Raw genomic sequence first — 21189 nt, forward strand, 5'->3', positions numbered from 1 at the left:
GGGAGTGAAGGAGTTGTCTGCCTTTCAGATAAAAGCATTGCCGGAAAGAATCTTTGATTTTTCAAGTAGAGAGAATTACTTAAAAGGGGCTAGTCTTCTAAGAATAGGATTTGGAATTGTAATTCTGTACAATTATGTGCTGCACTACTCCCAGCGTTATTTTTTATGGAGCAGCGAAGGTTTGCTTGGTTCGAACAGAGGAATGTATAGTCTCTATGCACTGAACGATTCACGAATATATTTTGATTTACTCTTTCATCTAGGGGTAATAATCGCTTTCCTATATACCATTGGTTTTATGGGAAGAATAATTGGAGTCTTTAATTACGTTTTTACGTATTCCCTTATTCAGTGTAGCCACTTTCTGTCAGATGGTGGAGATAACCTGATGTATTTATTTTTGTTTTATCTTCTTTTTGCAAACACTACTGCTTATTTTTCATTAGATGCAGCGAAGTTTAAAGCCAGTTATCTCAAGAAGAAGGATACGGCATTCTTTAAAATAAAAATGGTCTTTCACAACTTTGCAGTCCTTGCCTGTGTTATTCAAATTAGCATCTTGTATATGGCTTCGGGTTTATATCAAGTTATGGGGGAGATGTGGAACAGCGGAACAGCTATTTTTTATATCCTTCAAGTAGATCTCTTTTCCAATCCACAGTTACGTGAACTTTTCTTAAATAACGATTTACTTTTAGTGTTTACAGCGTATGCTGCTATTATGGTTAAATTAGCATTTCCCTTTCTATTATTCAATCAAAAAACCAAATACATTGCTGTATTCTTGATGGTATCTTTCCATGTAGGTATAGGCATTGCCATGGGTCTGGTTACCTTTTCACTAATCATGATCATAGCTGATCTCCTCATGATATCCGATCGAGAATATGCTCAATTCTACACGTTTATTAAGCAAAAGTACCATCGTTTACGTATATTTTTGAGGCTTATCATGCGAAAAAAAATAGGGAAATCAACTACAGTACAATCCTTTAAAATCACTGTTTTTTATGACGGATGGTGTCCTTTCTGTATTAACAGTGTAAATCGCTTAAAACGAATGGATTATTTTGGTTTGTTGGACTGCTTATCGTTTAGAGAAGAAGGGGTGAGGGATGAATATAAATTGGATTTAAACAAACTTGAAAAACGAATGCATAGCAAAAGTTCGAAAAGTTCAGTAAAGGAAGGAATCTTTGCCTTTATTCAAATTGCAACGAGACTGTTACCACTGTGGCCGATTCTCCCAGTGCTTTATTTAGGCAAGTTATTTGGCTTGGGTCAACGAGTATATGATTATATTGCTTCTAATCGAAGTATTGTCCCAGCTGGCAAATGTAATCATGATTGCTTTATCAACAATAAAAATCAAAAAGTATAGGAGTGCTGTTCATAATGAAACAAAAAATTTTAGGTGCGGCCCTAGGAGCTGTTTTAGTCGCTACCGTTTTCTACAGCTCAACTTCTGCTTCTGCTGCAACAAGCTCTAATAACAAAAAAGTTGTAAATGATCAGAAAGAAGAAGTGAGACCTCAGGCAGTGGCAAAATGGGTGCTTGCAGGAGGGAAATTTGTTGCAAAACAATTTACAAGCGCATGGGCTGCAGATCAGTGGGGCACTGCAAGCTCCAAGAAAGAATATGTTCTGAATAAAGATGAACTGGAAGTGCTGTTCGACCAATAATAAATCAGATAATCTAGAAGCGAATGCGTATAGCGGACGCTTCTTTTTCTTCGGAGGAGACATGAGCAAAAATGTCAAGTGTGTTCTGATTGCGATCAACAGTATTCTTGTTGTTTTTCTTCTACTAGCTGGATGTGCATTCTACTATTTTAAAGCCAGTGATGTTCAGTATATAGTAAATTTCATAAATGAAAATCCAGAAAAAGTGAGTTTTATTCTAGTTGAAAACGGAGAAGAAGTTATCAGCATTTCAGAGAATAATAAAATGCCATTAGCAAGTGTATATAAGATTATGATTGCTATAGAGTTCATTAAGCAGGTGGAAAAAGGGATAATCAACCCTAAGGAACAGATACCCTTAAAAAAATTAGAAGACTATGTGCTCATTAAAAGAGAGAATGATAACCATAAAAAGTGGTTAAATAAAATTAAAACGATTAAAGGAGAAAAAGCAAAGACTATTCAGTTAGAAGAAATTGTAAGGAGTCTCTTTACTCATAGTTCAAACCCAAATACTGATTACCTGCTGGACAAACTTGGATTGGAAAACGTCAACAATACTATAGCTGAAAACTATAAACCTCATGATAAACTCTATCCCATTAGTTTAAGCGAATTGACCCACCACTATATAAAGTGGAAGTATAAGGACTTTACTTCTAAAGAAACAAATGACAGAATCACAAAACTTAATTATGAGGAATATACCCACCTCATAACCTCTATTCAAAAACTGATTGAGCAAGGTAAATATCCGAATTACAAAAATTATCAGCCTACATTAGAGGAACAAGAAACTATGACGAGATACCTTCCTAAAGCAAGCGCAAAAGTATATTCAGATTTATTGGGTCATATTAACAAAGATAAATTTAAATATAAAAAGGAACTTTTAAGACTATTAGCTATTAAAACAAACAAAGAAATGTACATTGGTGGAAAAGACGGAAGAACGCTGAATATAATTAATAAAACAATATTTGCTAAAGATAAAGAAGGCAACACGACGGAGATTGTGTTCTTTACAAAAGATCTAGACTATGAGGAATATCAGAAGATTGACCATAATATTGATGAATTTATACAAAAGCTTTTAGACAAGGAATTATACCTGAATGCCGAGTAGGAAAAACTTAATAAAAATAAGGTTTAAACACCTATTATTTTTTGTGATATTCATCATATTTCTCAATACCCTATATTTATATTTAATGGTAATATATTACTTAGAAGGAGGTGGTTAATGTGAAATTGAATAAAAAAGCAATGGGTATCGTACTTGGAACTGCAATTCTTATATCGGCAGGTACATATTCATCTGCTAATGCTGCTGCAAATAATACTGACTATCAAAAAAGGATCGTGGTAGCAAACGAACAAGGAACAGTTGAGCCATATAGACTTAAAGCATTATGGAAAGGTGTCAAAGCTGTTGGATCGGCTGCAAAAGCAGCTTATGATGTCGGAATAAGTGCAGCTGATAAAGTTGGAATGTGGTTAGTAGGAGGAGCAGTGGAGCAAACTGACTCGTCTACTCCTGAAGAGATGGAAGTCATATTTGACCGCTAGGCAAGATAATAGCTCCTAGTGACTTTTAATTTCCTTCTCAAAAAGAGTTTAAATAGACGTCTCACTTATCGAATCCACGAAGATTAAATGTTAGAAACCGAAACAAACAAGAAAAGTGGGTATCAACCCCAAAAAAAGCAAAATACAAAAAGAGGCAGGGGATATAATATTCCAGTCTCTTTTTGTATTCTACTTTTTTATAAAGTCGGTGGTTCTGCTAATTTTAGTTAATCACCCTGATTTGTATTGAAGCAATTTTCGATGATTTTGCTATGTGCAACTATTGACCAGTGGACAAAGTCAGAGGCATAAATGTAATAACCGCTGTTTATCGTATCCATAAGTTAAAAGGTGTTCTTTCGGACTTGATATAATTTATAAGTGAAGTGTTCATCTAAACAGACTCGTACTTTTTATAAACTTTTTTTTGATTAAGGATTGTTTTATCATAATCGACAACTTTAAAGATCGAATAAGCGCATTCATAACATCCGTACATGGAAAAACAGAGTAGATTGAAGAAGGAGAAACGGCAAAAGGGTTGAACTATGAAGTAGAGGATATGCAAGCAGCAGTCCTGCACCAAACAGGCAGCCAGACCATCAGTCTCTCCCTGGATGTCATGAGCATTATGGACAATGTCAGAGAACAGTGGGGAATCACCTACCCGTTTGAATATGAAAACATCCGCCCTTCATAACGGGCCGATGTTTCTTCATAGAGGAATGTAAGCGCTTAAAAATTTAATAAAAAAGTGAGGCGAATTGTTTAGATGTTCAACCGATTGTTCCGTGTATGTTTTCTGGCAGCCCTTATCATGGCCTTCACCCTGCCAAACTCCGTCTATGCGCAAAAAGCAGAAAAACCAGTATTTAAAGAAGTCAGCGTCCATGACCCTTCCATCATTGAAACAAATGGCACCTTTTACGTTTTTGGATCTCATCTCTCTTCAGCAAAAACGAATGACCTCATGCAATGGCAACAGCTGACCACCAGCGTAAGCAACAATAATCCTCTGATTCCCAATGTCTATGAAGAATTAAAAGATACCTTCGAATGGGCGCAATCCGATACCCTTTGGGCGGCTGACGTCACACAGCTGGCGGACGGCAAATACTACATGTACTACAATGCCTGCCGCGGCGATTCGCCAAGATCCGCCATGGGTGTTGCCGTCGCTGACAACATCGAAGGACCATACAAAAACAAAGGCATCTTTTTGAAATCAGGCATGGAAGGCACAAGCAGCGATGGAACACCGTATGACGCAACCAAACATCCGAATGTCGTTGACCCGCATACCTTCTTTGATAAAGACGGTAAGCTGTGGATGGTGTACGGATCATACTCAGGCGGCATTTTCATTCTTGAAATGAATCCGAAAACGGGCTTCCCGCTTCCTGGGCAGGGATACGGGAAAAAACTGCTCGGCGGCAACCACAGCAGAATCGAAGGCCCGTATGTTCTCTATAACCCAGATACCAAGTACTACTACTTATACCTATCATATGGCGGTCTCGATGCAACAGGCGGCTATAACATCCGTGTGGCCCGCTCCAAGAAACCAGACGGCCCTTACTATGACGCGGAAGGCAACCCAATGCTTGACGTTCGCGGCAAAGAAGGCACATTCTTTGACGACCGCTCCATTGAACCTTATGGCGTCAAACTCATGGGCAGCTATTCATTTGAAACAGAAAACGAAAAAGGAACCGGCTATGTCTCACCAGGCCACAACTCCGCATATTATGACGAAAAAACCGGACGCTCCTATTTAATCTTCCACACCCGCTTCCCGGGCAGGGGGGAAGAACACGAAGTCAGAGCCCATCAAATGTTCATGAATAAAGACGGCTGGCCGGTTGTAGCGCCATATCGTTACGCAGGTGAAACACTGAAAGATGTAAAACAAAAAGACATCACAGGAACTTACAAGCTCATCCAGCACGGAAAAGACATCTCAGCAGACATCAAAAAAACCACCAACATCCAGCTCAACAAAGATCACACCATTTCCGGGGAAATGACCGGAACATGGAAGAAAACCGAAAAAAATACAGCTGAACTTACGTTAGCAGGCAAGAAGTATAATGGCGTATTTTTACGCCAGTGGGATTCGGTAAGAGAGAAGAACGTGATGACGTTTAGTGTGTTGAATGGCAGCGGTGAGGCTGTTTGGGGATCTAAATAAGATGGAGAAACGCCTTCGAGGGAAGGCGTTTTTTCATTGCTTCTTTACTTTAGAATCCATAGTATTAATATGAGGCAAGAAAAATATTTATCAGAAAGGGAGAAATCTATTGAAAAAAACAATCAAAGTTGCTGCAGCAGTGATTCAAAACGATAGAGATATGATTTTATGTGCACTTCGTTCGCCAACCATGTCTTTGGCTAATCTATGGGAATTCCCAGGAGGGAAACTTGAAGAGGGAGAGAATGCACGAGAAGCTCTTGTGAGGGAAATTCATGAGGAGCTTTGTTGTAAAATTGAAGCAGGTGAAATTATCGCTGACATTCATCACGAATATGAGAAAGTCGTTGTTAATTTGATTTCTATTCAAGCGAAAATTGTAGAGGGTGAACCTGTTGCCCAAGAACATGCGGAACTCAGATGGGTGCCCGTGAGTGAACTTGAGTCACTTGAATGGGCACCTGCTGATATTCCAACTGTAAATGCACTAGTTAATTAAATCAACATACAAGTTTTCTGGGACAGGCTGATGGAGCTTCCATATTACATTCATAGGTTTGTCCCCATTGCTTGATACGTAATCAACTTTACCTAGATAAATAAAAGGTAAGGTGATGTCATGCATTTCGCTAAATTTACGTACGAAAAGATGTATTTTATATTCTTTTTGTCTATGGTTAATAAAATTCTGACCTACAGGAGAATCATGTGATGTTTGATTTTGACTTTGCCAGTGAAAATGATGGGGATCTATAAAGTAATCTTTATATAATAAATGGTCCTCAACTTTTTCAGATTTATTTAATGTGATAAAAATTAAGTAGTTATTGTTAACTCTCCTTACTCCTTCTCGCCACGTTCCCTCTTGATCAGTTGATTGAAATAAATGTATGAGTTCATTTCTAGTATATGTTTGATACAAGGTGAGTTGTAGTTCACTAGATAAAAGTGCTTCTATATTATTCATACGTCTAAATTCGGTTAAACCATATTGGATACGCTCCTTAATATAAGGACCAAACTGAGGATGGCATAAACGTTCAATAATATTTGATTGTAGTATGAACGTATTTTCCTCCACTGTACCAAAACTCCATTGTTGTTTCTTATGTGGTGTGGCTAAACGCTCCATAGATCGTTTAATCAAGTTGTCGTGTATATTAGTATTTTTGATTTGTAAATGAAATGTATCTTCTAAAGACTTTTTAACATCATCTACAGTGATTCTTTGTATATTAAATCCACATTGTAACACTAATAAATCATAAGGCCACTTAATCGGAAACTGTTGCTCTAACCAGGATACCATTCTTAGAACTAACGAATCATTTAATACTTCTTTATCTAAAGAATGAAGGTCATCCATTTTTCTTTTCGTTTCGACCCAAGACTTATATTTTTTTATAAAAAAGGTAAGCCCTGGAGCTTGATCTGAATAAAGAAAATCAAGTAGCTCTGGGGAACGCCCAATATCTCGTTTAAATTGATAATATAATGTTTTTAGCATAGCTGCTGAATTTAGTTTAATACTATCAATTTTGTGTAAAATCTCTTTCTTCGTTACAGATGCAAGATCTACATAAGATCCACCTGGTAAGTCTGCAAACTCATGGGTAACTGCAACTCGCAACGAATCTTTATCAAACGATTTTTGACTTGTTTGTCCAGAAAGGGCTAGCGGTATGACAAATGATTTTTGATAGTTTCCTATAAAATCTAGTACCGTTACAAACTCTTTATCATCAGCCTTTCTTAATCCTCTTCCTAACTGTTGAATAAATATGGTTGGTGACTCAGTTGGCCTCAAAAAAAGCAGTAAGTTTAATTTTGGTATATCAATGCCTTCATTAAAAATATCTACTGTGAAAATCAGTTCTAAACTATGATGCGGATCTTCAAGTTCTCTAATCACTTTCTGACGTTGTGCTGAGGAATCTTGCCCTGTTAAATAAGTTGTATGGAATCCTAATTGATTAAATTCTTGGCTCATATATTGGGCATGTTCAACGTTAGTACAGAAGCCCAACCCACACATTTTTTCTCCGTGAAAACCGTACATGTTTATCATCTTTATTACATAATCGACTCGCTCATGATTTTTCAAATGATTGACCAATGAACGTTCATCGTAGACCCCGTTTGTTATTTTTACTTTATTGTAATCAACAGTATGATCCGGAATTCCAAAATAATGAAATGGGGCAAGCAATTCAGCTTCTAACGCATCTCGAAGGCGGATTTCATAGACAACATTATGATTGCAGATTTCAAGTACATCTTTACCGTCTAAACGTTCTGGAGTTGCAGTTAATCCTAATAAGAATTTAGGTTTAAAGTAATTCAACACTGATTGATAGGTAGAGGCTTCTGCATGATGAAACTCGTCAATGACAATGTAATCAAATTCATCTGGTGCAAACCGTTTTAATGTTTCTTCTTTATACAAGGTTTGAACTGTGCTAAATAAAAACCTTTTATTCCATTCTTTTTTCCATCCAGTTAACAATCCAAAGTTATCATGGTCATTTGTGACTTTTTCAAATGTTTCAATGGCTTTAGTTAGTAACTCCTCACGATGAGCGATAAAAAGATATTTTTTTGGTTGATATTCGGAAAAATCAAATGCTGCAAGATATGTTTTTCCTGTACCAGTTGCAGCGATAATAACAGCCTTTTCCTCACCTTGTTCTCTCGTTTTCTTGAGGTTTTTAAGCGCTATTTCTTGCATGGCATTAGGTTGTATTTTTGTTTGGTAAAGAGAGTTTTGAGAGACGAGAGACGCGCTCATTTTGTGATTAGCTGCTTGAAATTCTTCATAAGCTTTTAAGAACTGGTCATCGACCGGTTGTGTTTTTTCGAGCCATACTTTATTAAAGACATCTTTTGTTTGTTGAAAAATAGGAAGATATTTTGTATCAGGTATTCTCGCATTTAGCTCATACCCAGTGGTCAGAGCGGATTGCGAAAGATTTGATGATCCAATAATGACACTATGTTGCCCTGAAAGACGTTCAAATAAATAAGCTTTTGTATGAAAAGATTGACGGTAATCATTCACAATTCTTAAGTCGACATTTTGAAATTGCATGAGTTGTTTAAGGGCTTTAGGTTCAGTAATTCCCATATATGTTGATGTGATAATACGAACAGGCACATTACGTTTATTGAGCTCTTGTAGTGGTGGAATAAGAAGTTGGACGCCAGACCATCTTGTAAAACTGACCATAAAATCCACACGATCAGCAGTTAACATTTCATTCTTTAATGTTTTAAAAAAATTATCATCCGCTCTATGGTTTCCGAGTAGGTTCAACCGTGATAGCGAAAAGTGCTCCGACACAGGAAGATCCAGGTCACCTACATGATAAAGAACTGAAGAAAGTGGTATTGCAAAGGCAGTATCATTACCAAGATCAGAAGATATTTTTTGGGTTAATTCAACTGCCTGATTATGTTGTCCGTGATGAACAAGCGTTTTGATTTTTTCGCCAAATTGTTTTGCTATATGTAAAGTTAAAATTTCCGTATATTCTTTCGGTAAAACAGGCTGAAAACGATGTTCTATTGGATAAAGCTTATGCTTATCTTGCAATTCTTCATGAAAACCACTGTTTTTTTTCATTTTTTCTCTCTCCATATTTAGATAGATATCATAATTTTATCATTATTATTGACTATAGGTAACAGATATTTGTAAATGGCATCGCGCATCAAATGAGGATAATTGTACCTACACTTATAGTCATGTGTAAGCTCGATTTCACTCGCAGAAAAGTGAAATGAAAAGGATGATAGATAAATATACTTATCTATATTCTCTGCAAGACAAACCTTTTTACCTATTTATCCAATATGACCCATCATGTAATATGAAAATAGTCTGTATTGTCAAGAATTGACACAGTTTGATAGAAACACGAGGTGTTGCGGCATGCATAGTGAAATGTTGTTACATTCGGTAAAAGCCGACTTACATGAAAAACAGGAACAGATCCATCAGTTAAAACGAGTGCTACACGAAATCAGGCAAATTAAACACGAATTTTCCGAGGCCCAGCATCTCATTCACCGGCCTCATCTTAACCGAGAGGCATGGAGAGGAACACATGCTGAGCGGTTTGAGGATATTCGTGAAGGAATGAACAAAGCATATCGTCAAATCAAAAGTGAACAGGTCAGCGGAATCATCGAAAGCATTGAAGGAAAAATTCACTCATTAGAGGGCGACGTATACTCCATAAGACGCCAAATCACGAGGATAGAGCATGAAATAGAGAAGGAAAAACATAAAAAGTGAGGTGAGCACAAATGGCACAGGAAATTAAAATGGTGTATGGCACAGTGAAGCAAGGACTTTCTCAGCTCAAGAATTCAGCTGAACTAAAATCCTCCTTGCCCGGTCATCTCTCAGGCAGAAACCATTTGAATGTTGTGAAGTCCATCGAGCAATTAAATGAGGACATCAAGGAGCTCACTGAAGCATATGCGTCCGTTCTGGCCAAACATATCGCACAAACGGAAAGCGCAGTAAATGCCATGAAGGAAACAGACGAAAACATATCATCTTCCATGAAATAAAGCGCGGGAGGACAAGGGATTGAAAACATTAGATGTCCACGCTCTTCACGAGGGCATTCAGCATACGATTGAGAAACTGGACAAGCAAAAACAGCAGCTGGAGAAGCTGGAAAAAAGCGTTGAACACCTGGCTGGCATGAAGGATGCGCTAAAAGGAAAAGGCGGAGATGCCATCCGGACCTTCTACGAGGAGTGCCACAAGCCTTTTCTCCTTTTCTTTGGCATGTTTATCGACGAATACAAAAAAGTGCTGAAACAAACGCAGCACGGGATTTCCTCAGTAGAATCTGACTCCCATGGCATGATTGCAGAGGCTTTTCTCTCACACGATGCAAGACACGGGGTCAAGCATGCACGAGAAGTGACAGAACAGCTCACAGACGCAGTCAATCGGCAGACATCAGCCATCGACCACATCGTCAGCCTGCCGACAGTCAATGATACCTTTTTCCGGATGGAAACAGAACAGGCTGAGCGGCTGATTACAGACACCCTGCATAAGCTCTTTCAATTTGACGGCCAGCAAACCCAAACACTAGAAACGGCAAAATCAGACTTTCAAACGATGAAAAAATACATTGATCAGCTCGAAAACATGTACACCGGCCCGAAAATTGAAATCACAGGCTACAAAAGCGGCTCCATCCTGAAATCACAGGGGGAAGAAAACATCAACCAAACCTTCGGCGCCATTAACCCGCAAATGAAGCAGGCGGATGATTCTCCGATGGAGATGATGTTGAAGAAACTGGAGAAACATAAGCAATCAAACGTTGATTCTGTGATAATGGATGACAAACAACAAAAGATCGAGCGTGAGATTTATGGTGATGACAGTAACTTGACGGTACTGCAGAAAGAAGCAGCAGCCCACCCGAAAGTCTATGGAGACATACGGGTGATAAATGATAAACTATATAATCATAAAGGATTAAAAAAGATAGATACGATTCAAGTGATTGACGAGCTAGAAAGTGATACTGCAAGCATGGACTACGTCGGCGGCAAATATTTTGTATATGAAAATGGCCAAATTGTGAGAGAATTCTACGCTGGAGGGAAAAAGCGGCTAGAAGAAGTTTCTTACATTCCAGAGGATAAAGTTGGCGGAGCTAAGCCACTTGATTCATTTCTTGCCGGAACTCAATATGAATTTATTGAGTGGGTAAGCCCTCAGGGTGCTGTTAAAAAATTGGCGGTCCGAGGCGGGAAACGCGTTGTCACAGATGTGGCTAAACATGTTGCGGAGAAGGAAAGTAAGGGTGAGGTTAATAAGGTTGCTGCTAAGGTTACAGGTAATATCCAGACTGGTGGCCGAGAACTTTCAATTGATGAATATCTTAAACAATTAGACAAAGCAGATGAGATGTACAAAGTATTTAGAAAGTCAAAAACTGATGTTCAGTCTATCGCTAATAATACAGGAATGACTAAACAAAGAGTACAGAGAATTAAAGAGCATTTGTTTATCAGAGAGCACAAGAAGGAACACGGAATAGGTCGATTCGATCCAGATTATGAAATCGCAAAAGCATGGGATAGACTTCAAAGAGGGACTTACCATAAAAATGATATTGATTTATTAAATCATGAACTTTTTGAATCGAAATTTGAAGGGATATTCAAGACGGATTATAGGACGGCACACGATAAAACAGTAAAGTCCGGACGACCTTGGTATCCACCAGAGGAGGAGTAAAAATTGGCTTCATACGTTTTATTACTAAAAGAATATGAAGATGATGAAACTGTGGTTTACAAATTTGGACCTAATGAAAATACTATGGGTAAAATTAAATTAAATAAAATAACTAGGAAGTTTTCAGAGTTAGAAGAAATTCCTGATAAAGATCTCCCGTCAACATTTTATTTTGATCGAGCTGCACAAAGATTAGCTGTTTGTTTAGTAAGAGAAGGAGGTGTATTTCCAGAAAAAACAGCTTTTGAGTCTTAGCCTATGATAAAACCTTGATTGGCAAAACGCCTTTCAAGGTTTTAATGTATAAAAACAATCTCTATCTTATTCAATATAATAAAAAACATAGAGGTTCACCTATGATATATAAAGCGCTTGTTAAAGGACTTGATACACATATAGAAGCGGAAGTGACACTCAAAATTGATGGTATTGAATTCACAGGTTTTTCATCAGTTTGTCCTTATGAAATCGAAGTCGGGAAAAAATATCCTGTGTTGATTGGCTTTACGATTTTTGATGAGTTAATGATTCGTGAAAATAAAGAAGGAATAAAAGAGAATTGATTTAGGATATCAATATTATATTAGGGGAGTTTTACAAGAGGATTCAATTGATGCAGGAATTGTTCTTACTGATGAAGATGAGTATTTTTCTGAATATCCTCATTTGATTGGGGAACATGTTGAGATAAAGGTTGACAGGATAAGCATAGAATTTTTAAGTAATTAGCAGGTAATTTGAAATCATGTTAAAAACATTAGAATGTAGAGATAAAAAACCTATGAAAGTAGAATTTGATGTCTATACACCAATTAATATAGAATTTGGAAATTGGGATATATCAGAAGATAAAACGGTATACTGGAGAACCGGTGATTTTAAAAAATCATTAATCGAAATAGGATTTGCACAAAAAACAGGAGAAATTCGTTCTATTACATTAATGCTGTGTGAAAGTGTTTATAAATCTAAAGAATGGAATATTGAAAACATTGAACTAATAAAAGGGGTTCCTGTTCTTAGCGTAGACCTCCAACAGAATGAAACGTATATCGATGAAAAAGGAATATTAAACGTATATATAACAGATAAGATAGTTCATATTCAATTTTCAGCTCATGAGATAGAATCTCTTATAGAAAATAATCACGTGTTATTTTGTTTAGATGGTGATGACAACTTTTGTGGCATTATTATAAACGATGTAGGAGATGATGAAATTAACATATTAGAAGAGGCATTAAAATAAAGAAAAACCATGAAGAGCGAACCTTTTAAGGTTTTTCAAAATTATCATCACTTTCTAGCAACCAAAATAAAAAGGTAAGGGGTGGTTTGTAATTTTTACTATTTATAATGAAAATGATTTATTAGAACTGTTTGATAGCGAGCCAATAAGCGTGTCGAGTGATCCCCTTGCAGAAGTATTCATGTATTCTATCCAGGATATGAAAGGCTTTAAACTGATTCTGACAAGGGATGTATACGCTTTGGAGTGCAATCTAAGTCTTGCCTTCAATGAGTTGCTTGTTTTTGAATCTAAGTTTATAAATGTTACTCAATTAAAGAGGTGTAATTCTGATCTATTTATATATATTCATAACGAACCAAAGGTAAAGGTTATATTTAAAAAGCAACTTGGAATTATTTTTATTTAATGACATATATGAAAGCAAGGATGTTAGAAATTGAAAACCGCCTTAAATACTTTCAAAGTACATCATGTAAATTACGATTGGAAAACTCTTTACGTTGGGTTGAAGCAAGGGTGGATAAACAAAATTGAAGTAATGAATTATGCTGTTGAATATTTGATGAACCATCCGGGTGTACAACAAGAAGAAATTCTAGAACTGGCTTGGGGAGACAAGGATGATATTGAAGAAGCCATTTTAAATATAATACGAGTTGAAGAAAATAGTTATTATGCTATTGAAAAAAGAAAATGGAGATATGTTATTCTTCTTGAAGTAAAATCAAAGTATAGTGATCATGCAATTGAACTTTTGAGCAAGCTTGCAGAAGTTTATGCAGATATGAATTACCCTGAAGATATGGAGGATTTTATTCATTATCAGCCTTCTAATAATGGATGCAACCCGCGTTTAAATTCCTATGAAAAAAGTATAAATAGATTATGCAATTTGTTTCAAGATTTTTTAGTAAAAGAAAAACAAAATATAAAAAATGGCTTACCGTTATAAACATAAATACTACTTAAAAAGTAATTCCCTTAGTCAAAAACCAAAAATGAAAGCGTTGACATCACATAATTCTAGTGCTAAAGTATACCTACAAACAAATAAAACGACCCGTCAGGATTGTTACTGCGAAAGCAGGCAAAACCTAAATGGTGCAGGTGCAGGAGGAGACTCTCGCAATCTGTGTCATTTAGGTTTTTTTTATTCTCATGTAGGAGGTGATGCGGCATTTGATACAAAAAAAGCTGGTGAAAGGCGGCCACCTTTCATCCAGCGGGTTCCCCCATAAAAAGGAGGTATACACATGGAATATGATAAATTATCGAAAGACATATTACAACTCGTAGGCGGTGAAGAAAACGTTCAGCGCGTGATTCACTGCATGACGAGGCTGCGTTTTAATCTTCATGACAACTCGAAGGCGGACCGCAGTCAGTTGGAGCAGCTGCCGGGTGTGATGGGCACCAATATCAGCGGCGAGCAGTTTCAAATTATTATCGGGAACGATGTGCCGAAGGTGTATCAGGCGATGCTGAAGCACAGCAATCTCAGTGATGAGAAAAGCGCTGGTTCATCTTCTCAGAAAAAGAATGTGCTGAGTGCGGTTTTTGATGTGATTTCTGGTGTGTTTACCCCGATTCTGCCTGCGATTGCGGGAGCGGGGATGATCAAAGGGTTCGTTGCGTTAGCGGTTACGTTTGGCTGGATGGCGGAGAAGAGCCAGGTTCATGTCATTTTGACGGCTGTTGGTGACGGCGCATTCTACTTCCTGCCGCTCCTGCTTGCGATGAGTGCGGCGAGAAAATTCGGAAGCAATCCGTACGTAGCGGCAGCCATTGCGGCGGCGATTCTGCATCCGGATTTGACGGCGCTGCTTGGTTCAGGGAAACCGATTTCCTTTATCGGGCTTCCTGTAACCGCTGCGACTTATTCTTCAACCGTTATTCCGATTTTGCTGGCAATTTGGATTGCTTCGTACGTAGAAAAGTGGATTGACCGTTTCACACACGCGTCTCTCAAATTGATTGTGGTTCCGACATTCACATTATTGATTGTCGTGCCGCTGACATTGATTACAGTCGGTCCGCTTGGCGCTATTTTAGGAGAATACTTGTCTGCTGGCGTGAATTATTTATTTGATCATGCAGGGCTTGTGGCGATGATTTTGCTTGCGGGAACGTTCTCTTTAATCATTATGACAGGCATGCATTATGCCTTTGTGCCGATCATGATCAACAACATCGCCCAAAACGGCCATGACTATTTACTGCCGGCCATGTTTTTGGCAAATATGGGGCAGGCCGGAGCATCATTTGCCGTCTTCCTTCGCTCCAGAAACAAAAAGTTTAAATCACTTGCGCTTACCACAAGTATTACTGCGCTGATGGGGATTACAGAACCTGCGATGTACGGTGTGAATATGCGATTGAAAAAGCCGTTTGCGGCCGCTTTGCTTGGCGGTGCAGCCGGTGGCGCTTTTTACGGCGTGACGGGTGTTGCTTCCTATATCGTCGGAGGGAATGCAGGTTTGCCAAGCATCCCTGTCTTTATCGGCCCAACGTTTATTTACGCGATGATCGGTCTTGTGATTGCTTTCGCGGCGGGAACAGCAGCTGCGTATTTGCTTGGATTCGAGGATGTGCCTTCTGACGGCAGCCAGCAGCCGGCTGTGCATGAGGGCAGCAGAGAAATCATTCACAGCCCGATTAAAGGAGAAGTGAAAGCATTAAGTGAAGTCAATGACGGAGTGTTTTCTGCCGGGATCATGGGAAAAGGGTTTGCCATTGAGCCTGAAGAAGGAGAAGTTGTCTCACCTGTTCATGGAAGCGTTACCACCATTTTTAAAACAAAACATGCAATTGGCATTACGAGTGATCAGGGAGCTGAAATCCTCATACACATTGGATTGGACACGGTGAAGCTGGAAGGACAATGGTTCACGGCTCACGTCAAAGAAGGCGACAAGGTCGCACCGGGAGATCGGCTTGTGTCCTTTGATCTGGAACAAATCAAAGCTGCGGGATATGACGTCATTACCCCGGTGATCGTGACCAACACAGACCAATATTCGTTTTCGCCGGTGAAAGAAATCGGCAGAGTGCAGACAAAAGAAGCGCTGCTAGCTTTATCTTAAAAAAACTGATGGGGTGATCAATATGAGTTCAAATGCAAAGAGATTTCCAGAAGGATTTTTATGGGGCGGCGCAGTTGCTGCCAACCAAGTGGAAGGTGCTTATAACGAGGGCGGAAAGGGGCTTTCGACAGCTGATGTATCACCGAACGGCATCATGTCTCCATTTGATGAATCGATGACTTCTTTAAATCTGTATCATACCGGAATTGATTTTTACCATCGTTATAAAGAGGACATTGCCTTGTTTGCAGAAATGGGATTTAAGGCGTTCCGCACATCGATAGCGTGGACAAGAATTTTTCCGAATGGTGATGAAGAGGAGCCGAATGAAGAAGGCCTCAAATTTTATGACGATCTGTTTGATGAGCTGTTAAAGCATCATATTGAGCCTGTTGTCACCATATCTCATTATGAAATGCCGCTCGGTTTAGTGAAACATTATGGCGGCTGGAAGAATCGCAAAGTCATAGAGTTCTATGAACGCTATGCCAAAACGGTTTTCAAACGCTATCAGCATAAAGTGAAGTATTGGATGACGTTCAATGAAATTAACGTGGTACTCCATGCGCCGTTTACTGGCGGTGGCCTTGTCTTTGAAGAAGGAGAAAATCAATTAAACGCAATGTACCAGGCGGCACACCACCAATTTGTGGCCAGTGCTCTTGCCGTTAAAGCGGGACACGAGATCATTCCTGATTCGAAAATCGGCTGTATGATTGCAGCTACGACAACCTACCCGATGACATCTAAGCCGGAGGATGTCTTCGCGGCAATGGAGAATGAGCGCAAAACACTTTTCTTCTCAGATGTGCAGGCACGAGGCGCGTACCCGGGATATATGAAGCGCTTCCTGGCAGAAAACAATATTGAAATTGAAATGGCTGAAGGCGATGAAGAGATCTTGAAAGAACATACGGTGGATTACATCGGATTCAGCTATTACATGTCGATGGCGGCAAGCACCGATCCGGAAGATCTTGCAAAATCAGGCGGCAACCTGCTGGGCGGAGTCAAAAACCCTTATTTGACATCATCAGAATGGGGCTGGCAGATTGATCCGAAAGGCTTGCGCATCACTCTCATCACCTTATACGACCGTTATCAGAAGCCGCTGTTCATCGTGGAAAACGGCCTTGGCGCTGTCGACAAAGTTGACGAGGACGGCACGATCCAGGACGATTACAGAATCAACTATCTGCGAGAACATTTAATTGAAGCACGGGAAGCCATTGCTGACGGCGTTGATTTAATCGGCTACACATCATGGGGGCCAATTGACCTTGTCAGTGCATCCACTGCGGAAATGAGAAAACGCTACGGCTACATTTATGTTGATCGGGACAATGAAGGAAACGGAACATTAAACCGCATCAAGAAAAAAAGCTTCAGCTGGTATCAGCAGGTCATTGCCACAAACGGAGAGAGTCTCTGACAACTTTTTGAAAACTCATGCGCTTCAATTGACAATAACCGGAAGCAGGCGGACAATAAAAGAGAAAGATGAACCACCCACAGTCCGAAAGGCGGGAAGAGCATGTTTAATAAAATGTTAGTTGCGATTGACGGATCAGACATGAGTGCAAAAGCGCTTGATGCCGCAGTGCATCTGGCCAAAGAACAGCAGGCGGATCTAAGCATCCTTCATGTGGGGAGAGAAGCCGTCGTCACGACTTCTTCTCTGACGGGAATTGTCTATGTGCCTGAACATTTTATTGATGAAATCAGGGATGAGGTTAAAAAAGAAGGCATGAAAATCCTTGAGAAGGCAAAAGAAAATGCAGCCGAGAACGGTGTTCAAGCTGAAATCATTTACGCGAATGGCGAGCCGGCACATGAGATACTAAATCACGCAAAAGAGAAAGGCGTCAGCCTGATCGTAGTCGGCAGCCGGGGCATCAGCGGCCTGAAAGAAATGATGCTTGGAAGCGTCAGCCATAAAGTGTCCCAATTATCGCCTTGCCCGGTTTTGATTGTTCGATAGATAAAAATTAAATATCTGATATGGCGAATGGCCAGCATCCGAGACTTACTGTATTTAAATAGCTAGAAGAGAGTTTGCTTTTCCACAATTTCGTAAACTGTTCATTAAACACAACCTTTTAAAAATTTGTTTTTACTATAACAACAATATTCAAAAGAGGCGCCCCCTTGATCAGTAAGGGATGACGCCTCTATCTTGTTTGGTTTCAAATATTAGTATATGTTTAGATGCCCCAATATACTTTCCAGTTTTCTATTCATTGTTGCTTTTTATATCTTTATTTCTTTGCTGATTTATTGGCCGGCGCAAACCAGCCGAATAAAGCAATGGCCACTAATACGCCATAGAAGATTATCGTCCAGGTGGTGCTGTGTGGAAAGTGATGGTCCAGGATTCCAATATCCTCATGGGCAAGGGTAATGACCACCAGTTTGACACCGACCCAGGCCACAATGGCATATGCGGTTGTTTCCAGTGCAGGGCGCTGATTAAGAAGCTTTACAAACCAAGTTGCTGCAAACTTAATCAGGATAAGGCCGGCAATCCCACCTAGGACAACAACAATAAATTGTCCTCCATCCATGCCGCCGAAATCATCAAGTGGTGAATCCGGAAGCCCGAGAGCTAAAGCAACCGCAGCTAGAATCGAATCAATGGCAAAAGCGAGGTCCGCTAAAGCAATTTTCCCGACTGTGGGCCAGAAACCTTTCCCAGCAGCCTCCTCTTTGTCCTCCTCGTGAATATTCTCACTTTTTTTCCCGAAACGGGCCTTAATCACATGCTTTAAGCCCAGGTATAGAAGATACGCTGCTCCTATCGCCTGAATCTGCCAGACATTTGCGATAAACGAAATGGCAAAAAGCGCCGCAAACCGGAAGGCAAATGCCATTATGATTCCATAATTTATCGCTTTTTTTTTCTGATCATTGGGTAAATGCTTGGCGATAACTGCCAATACAAGGGCATTGTCAGCCGATAGCAGTCCTTCTAATCCGATTAAGATTAACAATGTCCAGGCATATTCCAGCCAGATAGACTCCATCAACATCTTTCCTTTCTAAAACGTAAAGTATGCCGTAAAAGTTTCGATATCAACAGTATTACCCTTCTCATTTATAGTTAACTCTATTGAGTAGGCTGGTATTTCTTGGGTTGCTTTTTCTTGCTAACAAAAAAATTCACCTGGAAGGGCATTTTTGAACAGATATAGATGTAAAAAATCATCTGCTCATTTCATCGTGCACCTGCAGCTTGAACCATAATGATCTCTCTCCTTAAAAAGCAAATGAGTTTTTTGGCAATTTCCTGTATGATAAAAATATGGGAAATAGAGGATGGAACGTAATGCTAAATTATATGAACAAACTATAGTATGCAAGATTATGTAAAATTATCAAAATGAAAAAAGCAGAAATGTAAAAAAAATATAATGATTACTGGGGCAAATAGCGGAACGGCAATCGGCTTTTCGGCGGTAAAATAATTTCTAGCGGACGGTTTTCGGTCGTTGGAGTAGATATTCAAACGAATAATTGTCAGAATCTATAGTAAACAGTGAATTTCACATGGAAGAAGCAGACTTGTCTGATGTTCAGCAGGCAGAATTTTTGATACCAAAGCTTGAACATAGCCAATTGATTCCGGACATCTTAATCAACGTAGCAGGAATAAGGAAAATCAACCCTGTTCTAGAATGATCAGCCGAATCATTCAAATAGTCATATACATTAATCTCACAGCAGCCTTTATTCTTTCCCGGGACGCGGCAAGGCTGTGGTCTAAGCTGGGAAAACGAGGCTGTATGATCAATATTGCCTCTGTGTCCGGGCTGATGGCAGAGCCTGTGCGGGCTGCCTATGTGTCTTCCAAGCATGCGGTCATCGGACTGACAAAGCAGTTCGCTATGGAATTCGGGTCAAAGGGAATCAGGGTGAATAGCATTTCAACGGGCGTGATCCAAACAGAATTGACGGATGAGTATTTTCAAGACGATGAAATGGTTCAGCTGATCAAAGATAATCATGCCCTCCATACGTGGGGAGTGATATCGTTTCCTGTATGAAGTATTTGGCTTCTGATGAGGCGCACTTTATTACAGGCTCAAACTTTGTCATAGACGGCGGGTGGACGGCCGGCAAGAAACTATAATAAAGGGAAAAGCACCTTGCAGTTGGGGTGATTTTCCATATACATAACTGGAGGTAGAATACACTTGATGCAGCAAGATCTCTCAATCACATCAAAACAAAAATCAACAGCCGTAATCAAAATGGTCATCTCCATGGTGATTTTCGGTTCCATCGGCTTTTTCTCAGAGCATACCAATCTGCCGTCATTTGAATTGGTATTTGTCCGCTGCCTTTGCGCGACGCTATTTTTAAGCTTTTGCTGGCTGGTGTCCGGGCAGTATAAAACGGAAAAATGGAGCAAGAGAGAAGTGCTGCAAACATTGGCGTGCGGTTTCTTTCTTGTATTCAACTGGGTCTTCTTATTTAAGTCTTTTGAAGAAACATCCGTTACGATCGCCATCTCCGTTTATCACCTTGCCCCGGTGCTTGTTCTTCTCCTGGGGAGCATCATCTATAGAGAGAAATTAAATGTCATCTCCGTCAGCTCCATTATTATCTGTTTTCTGGGAACTGCGCTGATTTCTGGGATTAACGGCAGCACTTCATTTGCACAGCTGATGGGATCAGGAATCATTTGGGCCGTTCTCGCCGCACTGTTTTATGCGTTCACAACTTTATTGGGAAAAGGCATTCACAACCTCAGCCCATACACGACCACCTTCTTGCAAACCGGTTTAGGGGTCATCATCCTGATTCCGTTTATTCATTTTGGTGCTTTTGCCCATCTGTCTCAAGGGAACTGGATTATGGTGGTATCTACCGGTATCATCCATACGGGCATCGTGTATTTACTGTTTTTTGACAGTTTGCGATTCTTATCAACGAAGTTTATTTCAATCATTGTCTTCCTTGATCCTGCTGTCGCGATCGTTCTCGATACCGTCTTCACAGGTTTCCGCCCTGACCTCTATCAAACACTTGGCATTGTGATGATCTTTGCGGGCATGGCTTTGACACTTGTCAGGAGGCAGGGGAAGGCGGATCTGGCGGCTGAGCGTAAGGATATTGAACAAATTCAATAAAG

Annotated in this window: 21 protein-coding genes and 1 pseudogene; 20 read left to right on the forward strand and 2 right to left on the reverse strand. The window is 39.6% G+C overall.

The window, feature by feature from the left end; genetic code table 11:
• Positions 1–13: 13 nt before the first annotated feature.
• The 7 genes from LWH95_RS14290 (at position 14) to LWH95_RS14320 (ending at position 5942) form a co-directional block, all read left to right on the forward strand.
• Positions 14–1381 (forward strand): DCC1-like thiol-disulfide oxidoreductase family protein, encoded by a 1368-nt coding sequence (locus LWH95_RS14290; RefSeq protein ID WP_232919833.1) that lies wholly within the window; start codon positions 14–16, stop codon positions 1379–1381.
• A 14-nt stretch (positions 1382–1395) separates the two neighbouring features.
• Positions 1396–1683, forward strand: coding sequence for a hypothetical protein (locus LWH95_RS14295; protein WP_232919834.1), 288 nt, complete (start codon positions 1396–1398; stop codon positions 1681–1683).
• Positions 1684–1744: 61 nt separating this feature from the next.
• Positions 1745–2809: a serine hydrolase gene (locus tag LWH95_RS14300; protein ID WP_232919835.1), complete on the forward strand. Its 1065-nt coding sequence runs from the start codon at positions 1745–1747 to the stop codon at positions 2807–2809.
• A gap of 119 nt (positions 2810–2928) precedes the next feature.
• Positions 2929–3252, forward strand: coding sequence for a hypothetical protein (locus LWH95_RS14305; RefSeq protein ID WP_232919836.1), 324 nt, complete (start codon positions 2929–2931; stop codon positions 3250–3252).
• Between the two features lie 541 nt (positions 3253–3793).
• A complete protein-coding gene (locus LWH95_RS14310; protein ID WP_232919837.1) occupies positions 3794–3952 on the forward strand; it encodes a hypothetical protein in 159 nt (52 codons plus the stop codon).
• A gap of 72 nt (positions 3953–4024) precedes the next feature.
• A complete protein-coding gene (abnB, locus tag LWH95_RS14315; protein ID WP_232919838.1) occupies positions 4025–5443 on the forward strand; it encodes an arabinan endo-1,5-alpha-L-arabinosidase AbnB in 1419 nt (472 codons plus the stop codon).
• A 109-nt stretch (positions 5444–5552) separates the two neighbouring features.
• Entirely contained in the window at positions 5553–5942 is a 390-nt protein-coding gene (locus LWH95_RS14320; protein ID WP_003236306.1) for a (deoxy)nucleoside triphosphate pyrophosphohydrolase, read from the forward strand.
• Here the strand turns inward: LWH95_RS14320 and LWH95_RS14325 are convergent.
• On the reverse strand, positions 5931–9065 hold the full coding sequence (locus LWH95_RS14325; RefSeq protein ID WP_232919839.1) for a DUF3427 domain-containing protein: 3135 nt from the start codon (positions 9063–9065) through the stop codon (positions 5931–5933). The two genes, LWH95_RS14320 and LWH95_RS14325, sit on opposite strands and share 12 nt — an antisense overlap.
• A 309-nt stretch (positions 9066–9374) precedes the next feature.
• Here LWH95_RS14325 and LWH95_RS14330 point away from each other — a divergent pair, with 309 nt between their 5' ends.
• The 10 genes and pseudogenes from LWH95_RS14330 (at position 9375) to LWH95_RS14375 (ending at position 18036) form a co-directional block, all read left to right on the forward strand.
• Complete coding sequence (locus LWH95_RS14330; RefSeq protein WP_044160051.1) at positions 9375–9740, forward strand: YwqH-like family protein; 366 nt, start codon at positions 9375–9377, stop codon at positions 9738–9740.
• A gap of 11 nt (positions 9741–9751) precedes the next feature.
• Positions 9752–10021 carry a YwqI/YxiC family protein gene (locus LWH95_RS14335; RefSeq protein WP_014481382.1) on the forward strand — a complete coding sequence of 90 codons (270 nt, stop codon included), beginning with the start codon at positions 9752–9754 and terminating at the stop codon, positions 10019–10021.
• Positions 10022–10040: 19 nt separating this feature from the next.
• Complete coding sequence (locus LWH95_RS14340) at positions 10041–11720, forward strand: ribonuclease YeeF family protein (protein ID WP_232919840.1); 1680 nt, start codon at positions 10041–10043, stop codon at positions 11718–11720.
• Positions 11721–11723: 3 nt separating this feature from the next.
• A complete protein-coding gene (locus tag LWH95_RS14345; protein WP_060399853.1) occupies positions 11724–11975 on the forward strand; it encodes a hypothetical protein in 252 nt (83 codons plus the stop codon).
• Positions 11976–12076: 101 nt separating this feature from the next.
• Positions 12077–12449, forward strand: a pseudogene (locus tag LWH95_RS14350) (hypothetical protein).
• A gap of 16 nt (positions 12450–12465) precedes the next feature.
• On the forward strand, positions 12466–12969 hold the full coding sequence (locus LWH95_RS14355; protein WP_060399851.1) for a hypothetical protein: 504 nt from the start codon (positions 12466–12468) through the stop codon (positions 12967–12969).
• Between the two features lie 439 nt (positions 12970–13408).
• Positions 13409–13924 carry a DUF2247 family protein gene (locus tag LWH95_RS14360; protein ID WP_080429069.1) on the forward strand — a complete coding sequence of 172 codons (516 nt, stop codon included), beginning with the start codon at positions 13409–13411 and terminating at the stop codon, positions 13922–13924.
• A 301-nt stretch (positions 13925–14225) separates the two neighbouring features.
• Complete coding sequence (bglP, locus tag LWH95_RS14365; protein ID WP_232919841.1) at positions 14226–16055, forward strand: PTS beta-glucoside transporter subunit IIABC; 1830 nt, start codon at positions 14226–14228, stop codon at positions 16053–16055.
• 22 nt (positions 16056–16077) lie between these two features.
• Entirely contained in the window at positions 16078–17487 is a 1410-nt protein-coding gene (gene bglH / locus LWH95_RS14370) for an aryl-phospho-beta-d-glucosidase (RefSeq protein ID WP_148982308.1), read from the forward strand.
• Positions 17488–17589: 102 nt separating this feature from the next.
• The gene (locus LWH95_RS14375) at positions 17590–18036 is read left to right on the forward strand and encodes a universal stress protein (protein WP_232919842.1); all 447 of its coding nucleotides are present in this window, start codon (positions 17590–17592) and stop codon (positions 18034–18036) included.
• A gap of 277 nt (positions 18037–18313) precedes the next feature.
• Here LWH95_RS14375 and LWH95_RS14380 read toward each other — a convergent pair whose 3' ends face one another.
• Positions 18314–19078, reverse strand: a complete 765-nt coding sequence (locus LWH95_RS14380) for a TerC family protein (RefSeq protein ID WP_232919843.1) — start codon at positions 19076–19078, stop codon at positions 18314–18316.
• 651 nt (positions 19079–19729) lie between these two features.
• Between LWH95_RS14380 and LWH95_RS21820 the strand changes: the two genes are divergently transcribed.
• The 3 genes from LWH95_RS21820 to LWH95_RS14390 all read left to right on the forward strand — a co-directional run bounded on the left by LWH95_RS21820 (position 19730) and on the right by LWH95_RS14390 (position 21187).
• Complete coding sequence (locus tag LWH95_RS21820) at positions 19730–20098, forward strand: SDR family NAD(P)-dependent oxidoreductase (protein WP_442860844.1); 369 nt, start codon at positions 19730–19732, stop codon at positions 20096–20098.
• On the forward strand, positions 20095–20184 hold the full coding sequence (locus LWH95_RS21825; RefSeq protein WP_268279676.1) for a hypothetical protein: 90 nt from the start codon (positions 20095–20097) through the stop codon (positions 20182–20184). The genes LWH95_RS21820 and LWH95_RS21825 overlap by 4 nt, the downstream gene beginning before the upstream one ends.
• 67 nt (positions 20185–20251) lie before the next feature.
• A complete protein-coding gene (locus LWH95_RS14390) occupies positions 20252–21187 on the forward strand; it encodes a DMT family transporter (RefSeq protein WP_232919867.1) in 936 nt (311 codons plus the stop codon).
• Positions 21188–21189: the final 2 nt, after the last annotated feature.

Source organism: Bacillus sp. G16, from assembly GCF_021282335.1.
Classification (GTDB): domain Bacteria; phylum Bacillota; class Bacilli; order Bacillales; family Bacillaceae; genus Bacillus; species Bacillus inaquosorum.

Coding starts and splice junctions, on each gene's coding strand:
- LWH95_RS21825 (WP_268279676.1), top strand. CDS start 20,095: ATGAAGTATTTGGCTTCTGATGAGGCGCACTTTATTACAGGCTCAAAC.
- LWH95_RS14295 (WP_232919834.1), top strand. CDS start 1,396: ATGAAACAAAAAATTTTAGGTGCGGCCCTAGGAGCTGTTTTAGTCGCT.
- LWH95_RS14330 (WP_044160051.1), top strand. CDS start 9,375: ATGCATAGTGAAATGTTGTTACATTCGGTAAAAGCCGACTTACATGAA.
- LWH95_RS14380 (WP_232919843.1), bottom strand. CDS start 19,078: ATGGAGTCTATCTGGCTGGAATATGCCTGGACATTGTTAATCTTAATC.
- LWH95_RS14375 (WP_232919842.1), top strand. CDS start 17,590: ATGTTTAATAAAATGTTAGTTGCGATTGACGGATCAGACATGAGTGCA.
- LWH95_RS14390 (WP_232919867.1), top strand. CDS start 20,252: ATGCAGCAAGATCTCTCAATCACATCAAAACAAAAATCAACAGCCGTA.
- LWH95_RS14335 (WP_014481382.1), top strand. CDS start 9,752: ATGGCACAGGAAATTAAAATGGTGTATGGCACAGTGAAGCAAGGACTT.
- LWH95_RS21820 (WP_442860844.1), top strand. CDS start 19,730: ATGATCAGCCGAATCATTCAAATAGTCATATACATTAATCTCACAGCA.
- abnB (WP_232919838.1), top strand. CDS start 4,025: ATGTTCAACCGATTGTTCCGTGTATGTTTTCTGGCAGCCCTTATCATG.
- LWH95_RS14325 (WP_232919839.1), bottom strand. CDS start 9,065: ATGAAAAAAAACAGTGGTTTTCATGAAGAATTGCAAGATAAGCATAAG.
- LWH95_RS14300 (WP_232919835.1), top strand. CDS start 1,745: ATGAGCAAAAATGTCAAGTGTGTTCTGATTGCGATCAACAGTATTCTT.
- bglP (WP_232919841.1), top strand. CDS start 14,226: ATGGAATATGATAAATTATCGAAAGACATATTACAACTCGTAGGCGGT.
- bglH (WP_148982308.1), top strand. CDS start 16,078: ATGAGTTCAAATGCAAAGAGATTTCCAGAAGGATTTTTATGGGGCGGC.
- LWH95_RS14355 (WP_060399851.1), top strand. CDS start 12,466: ATGTTAAAAACATTAGAATGTAGAGATAAAAAACCTATGAAAGTAGAA.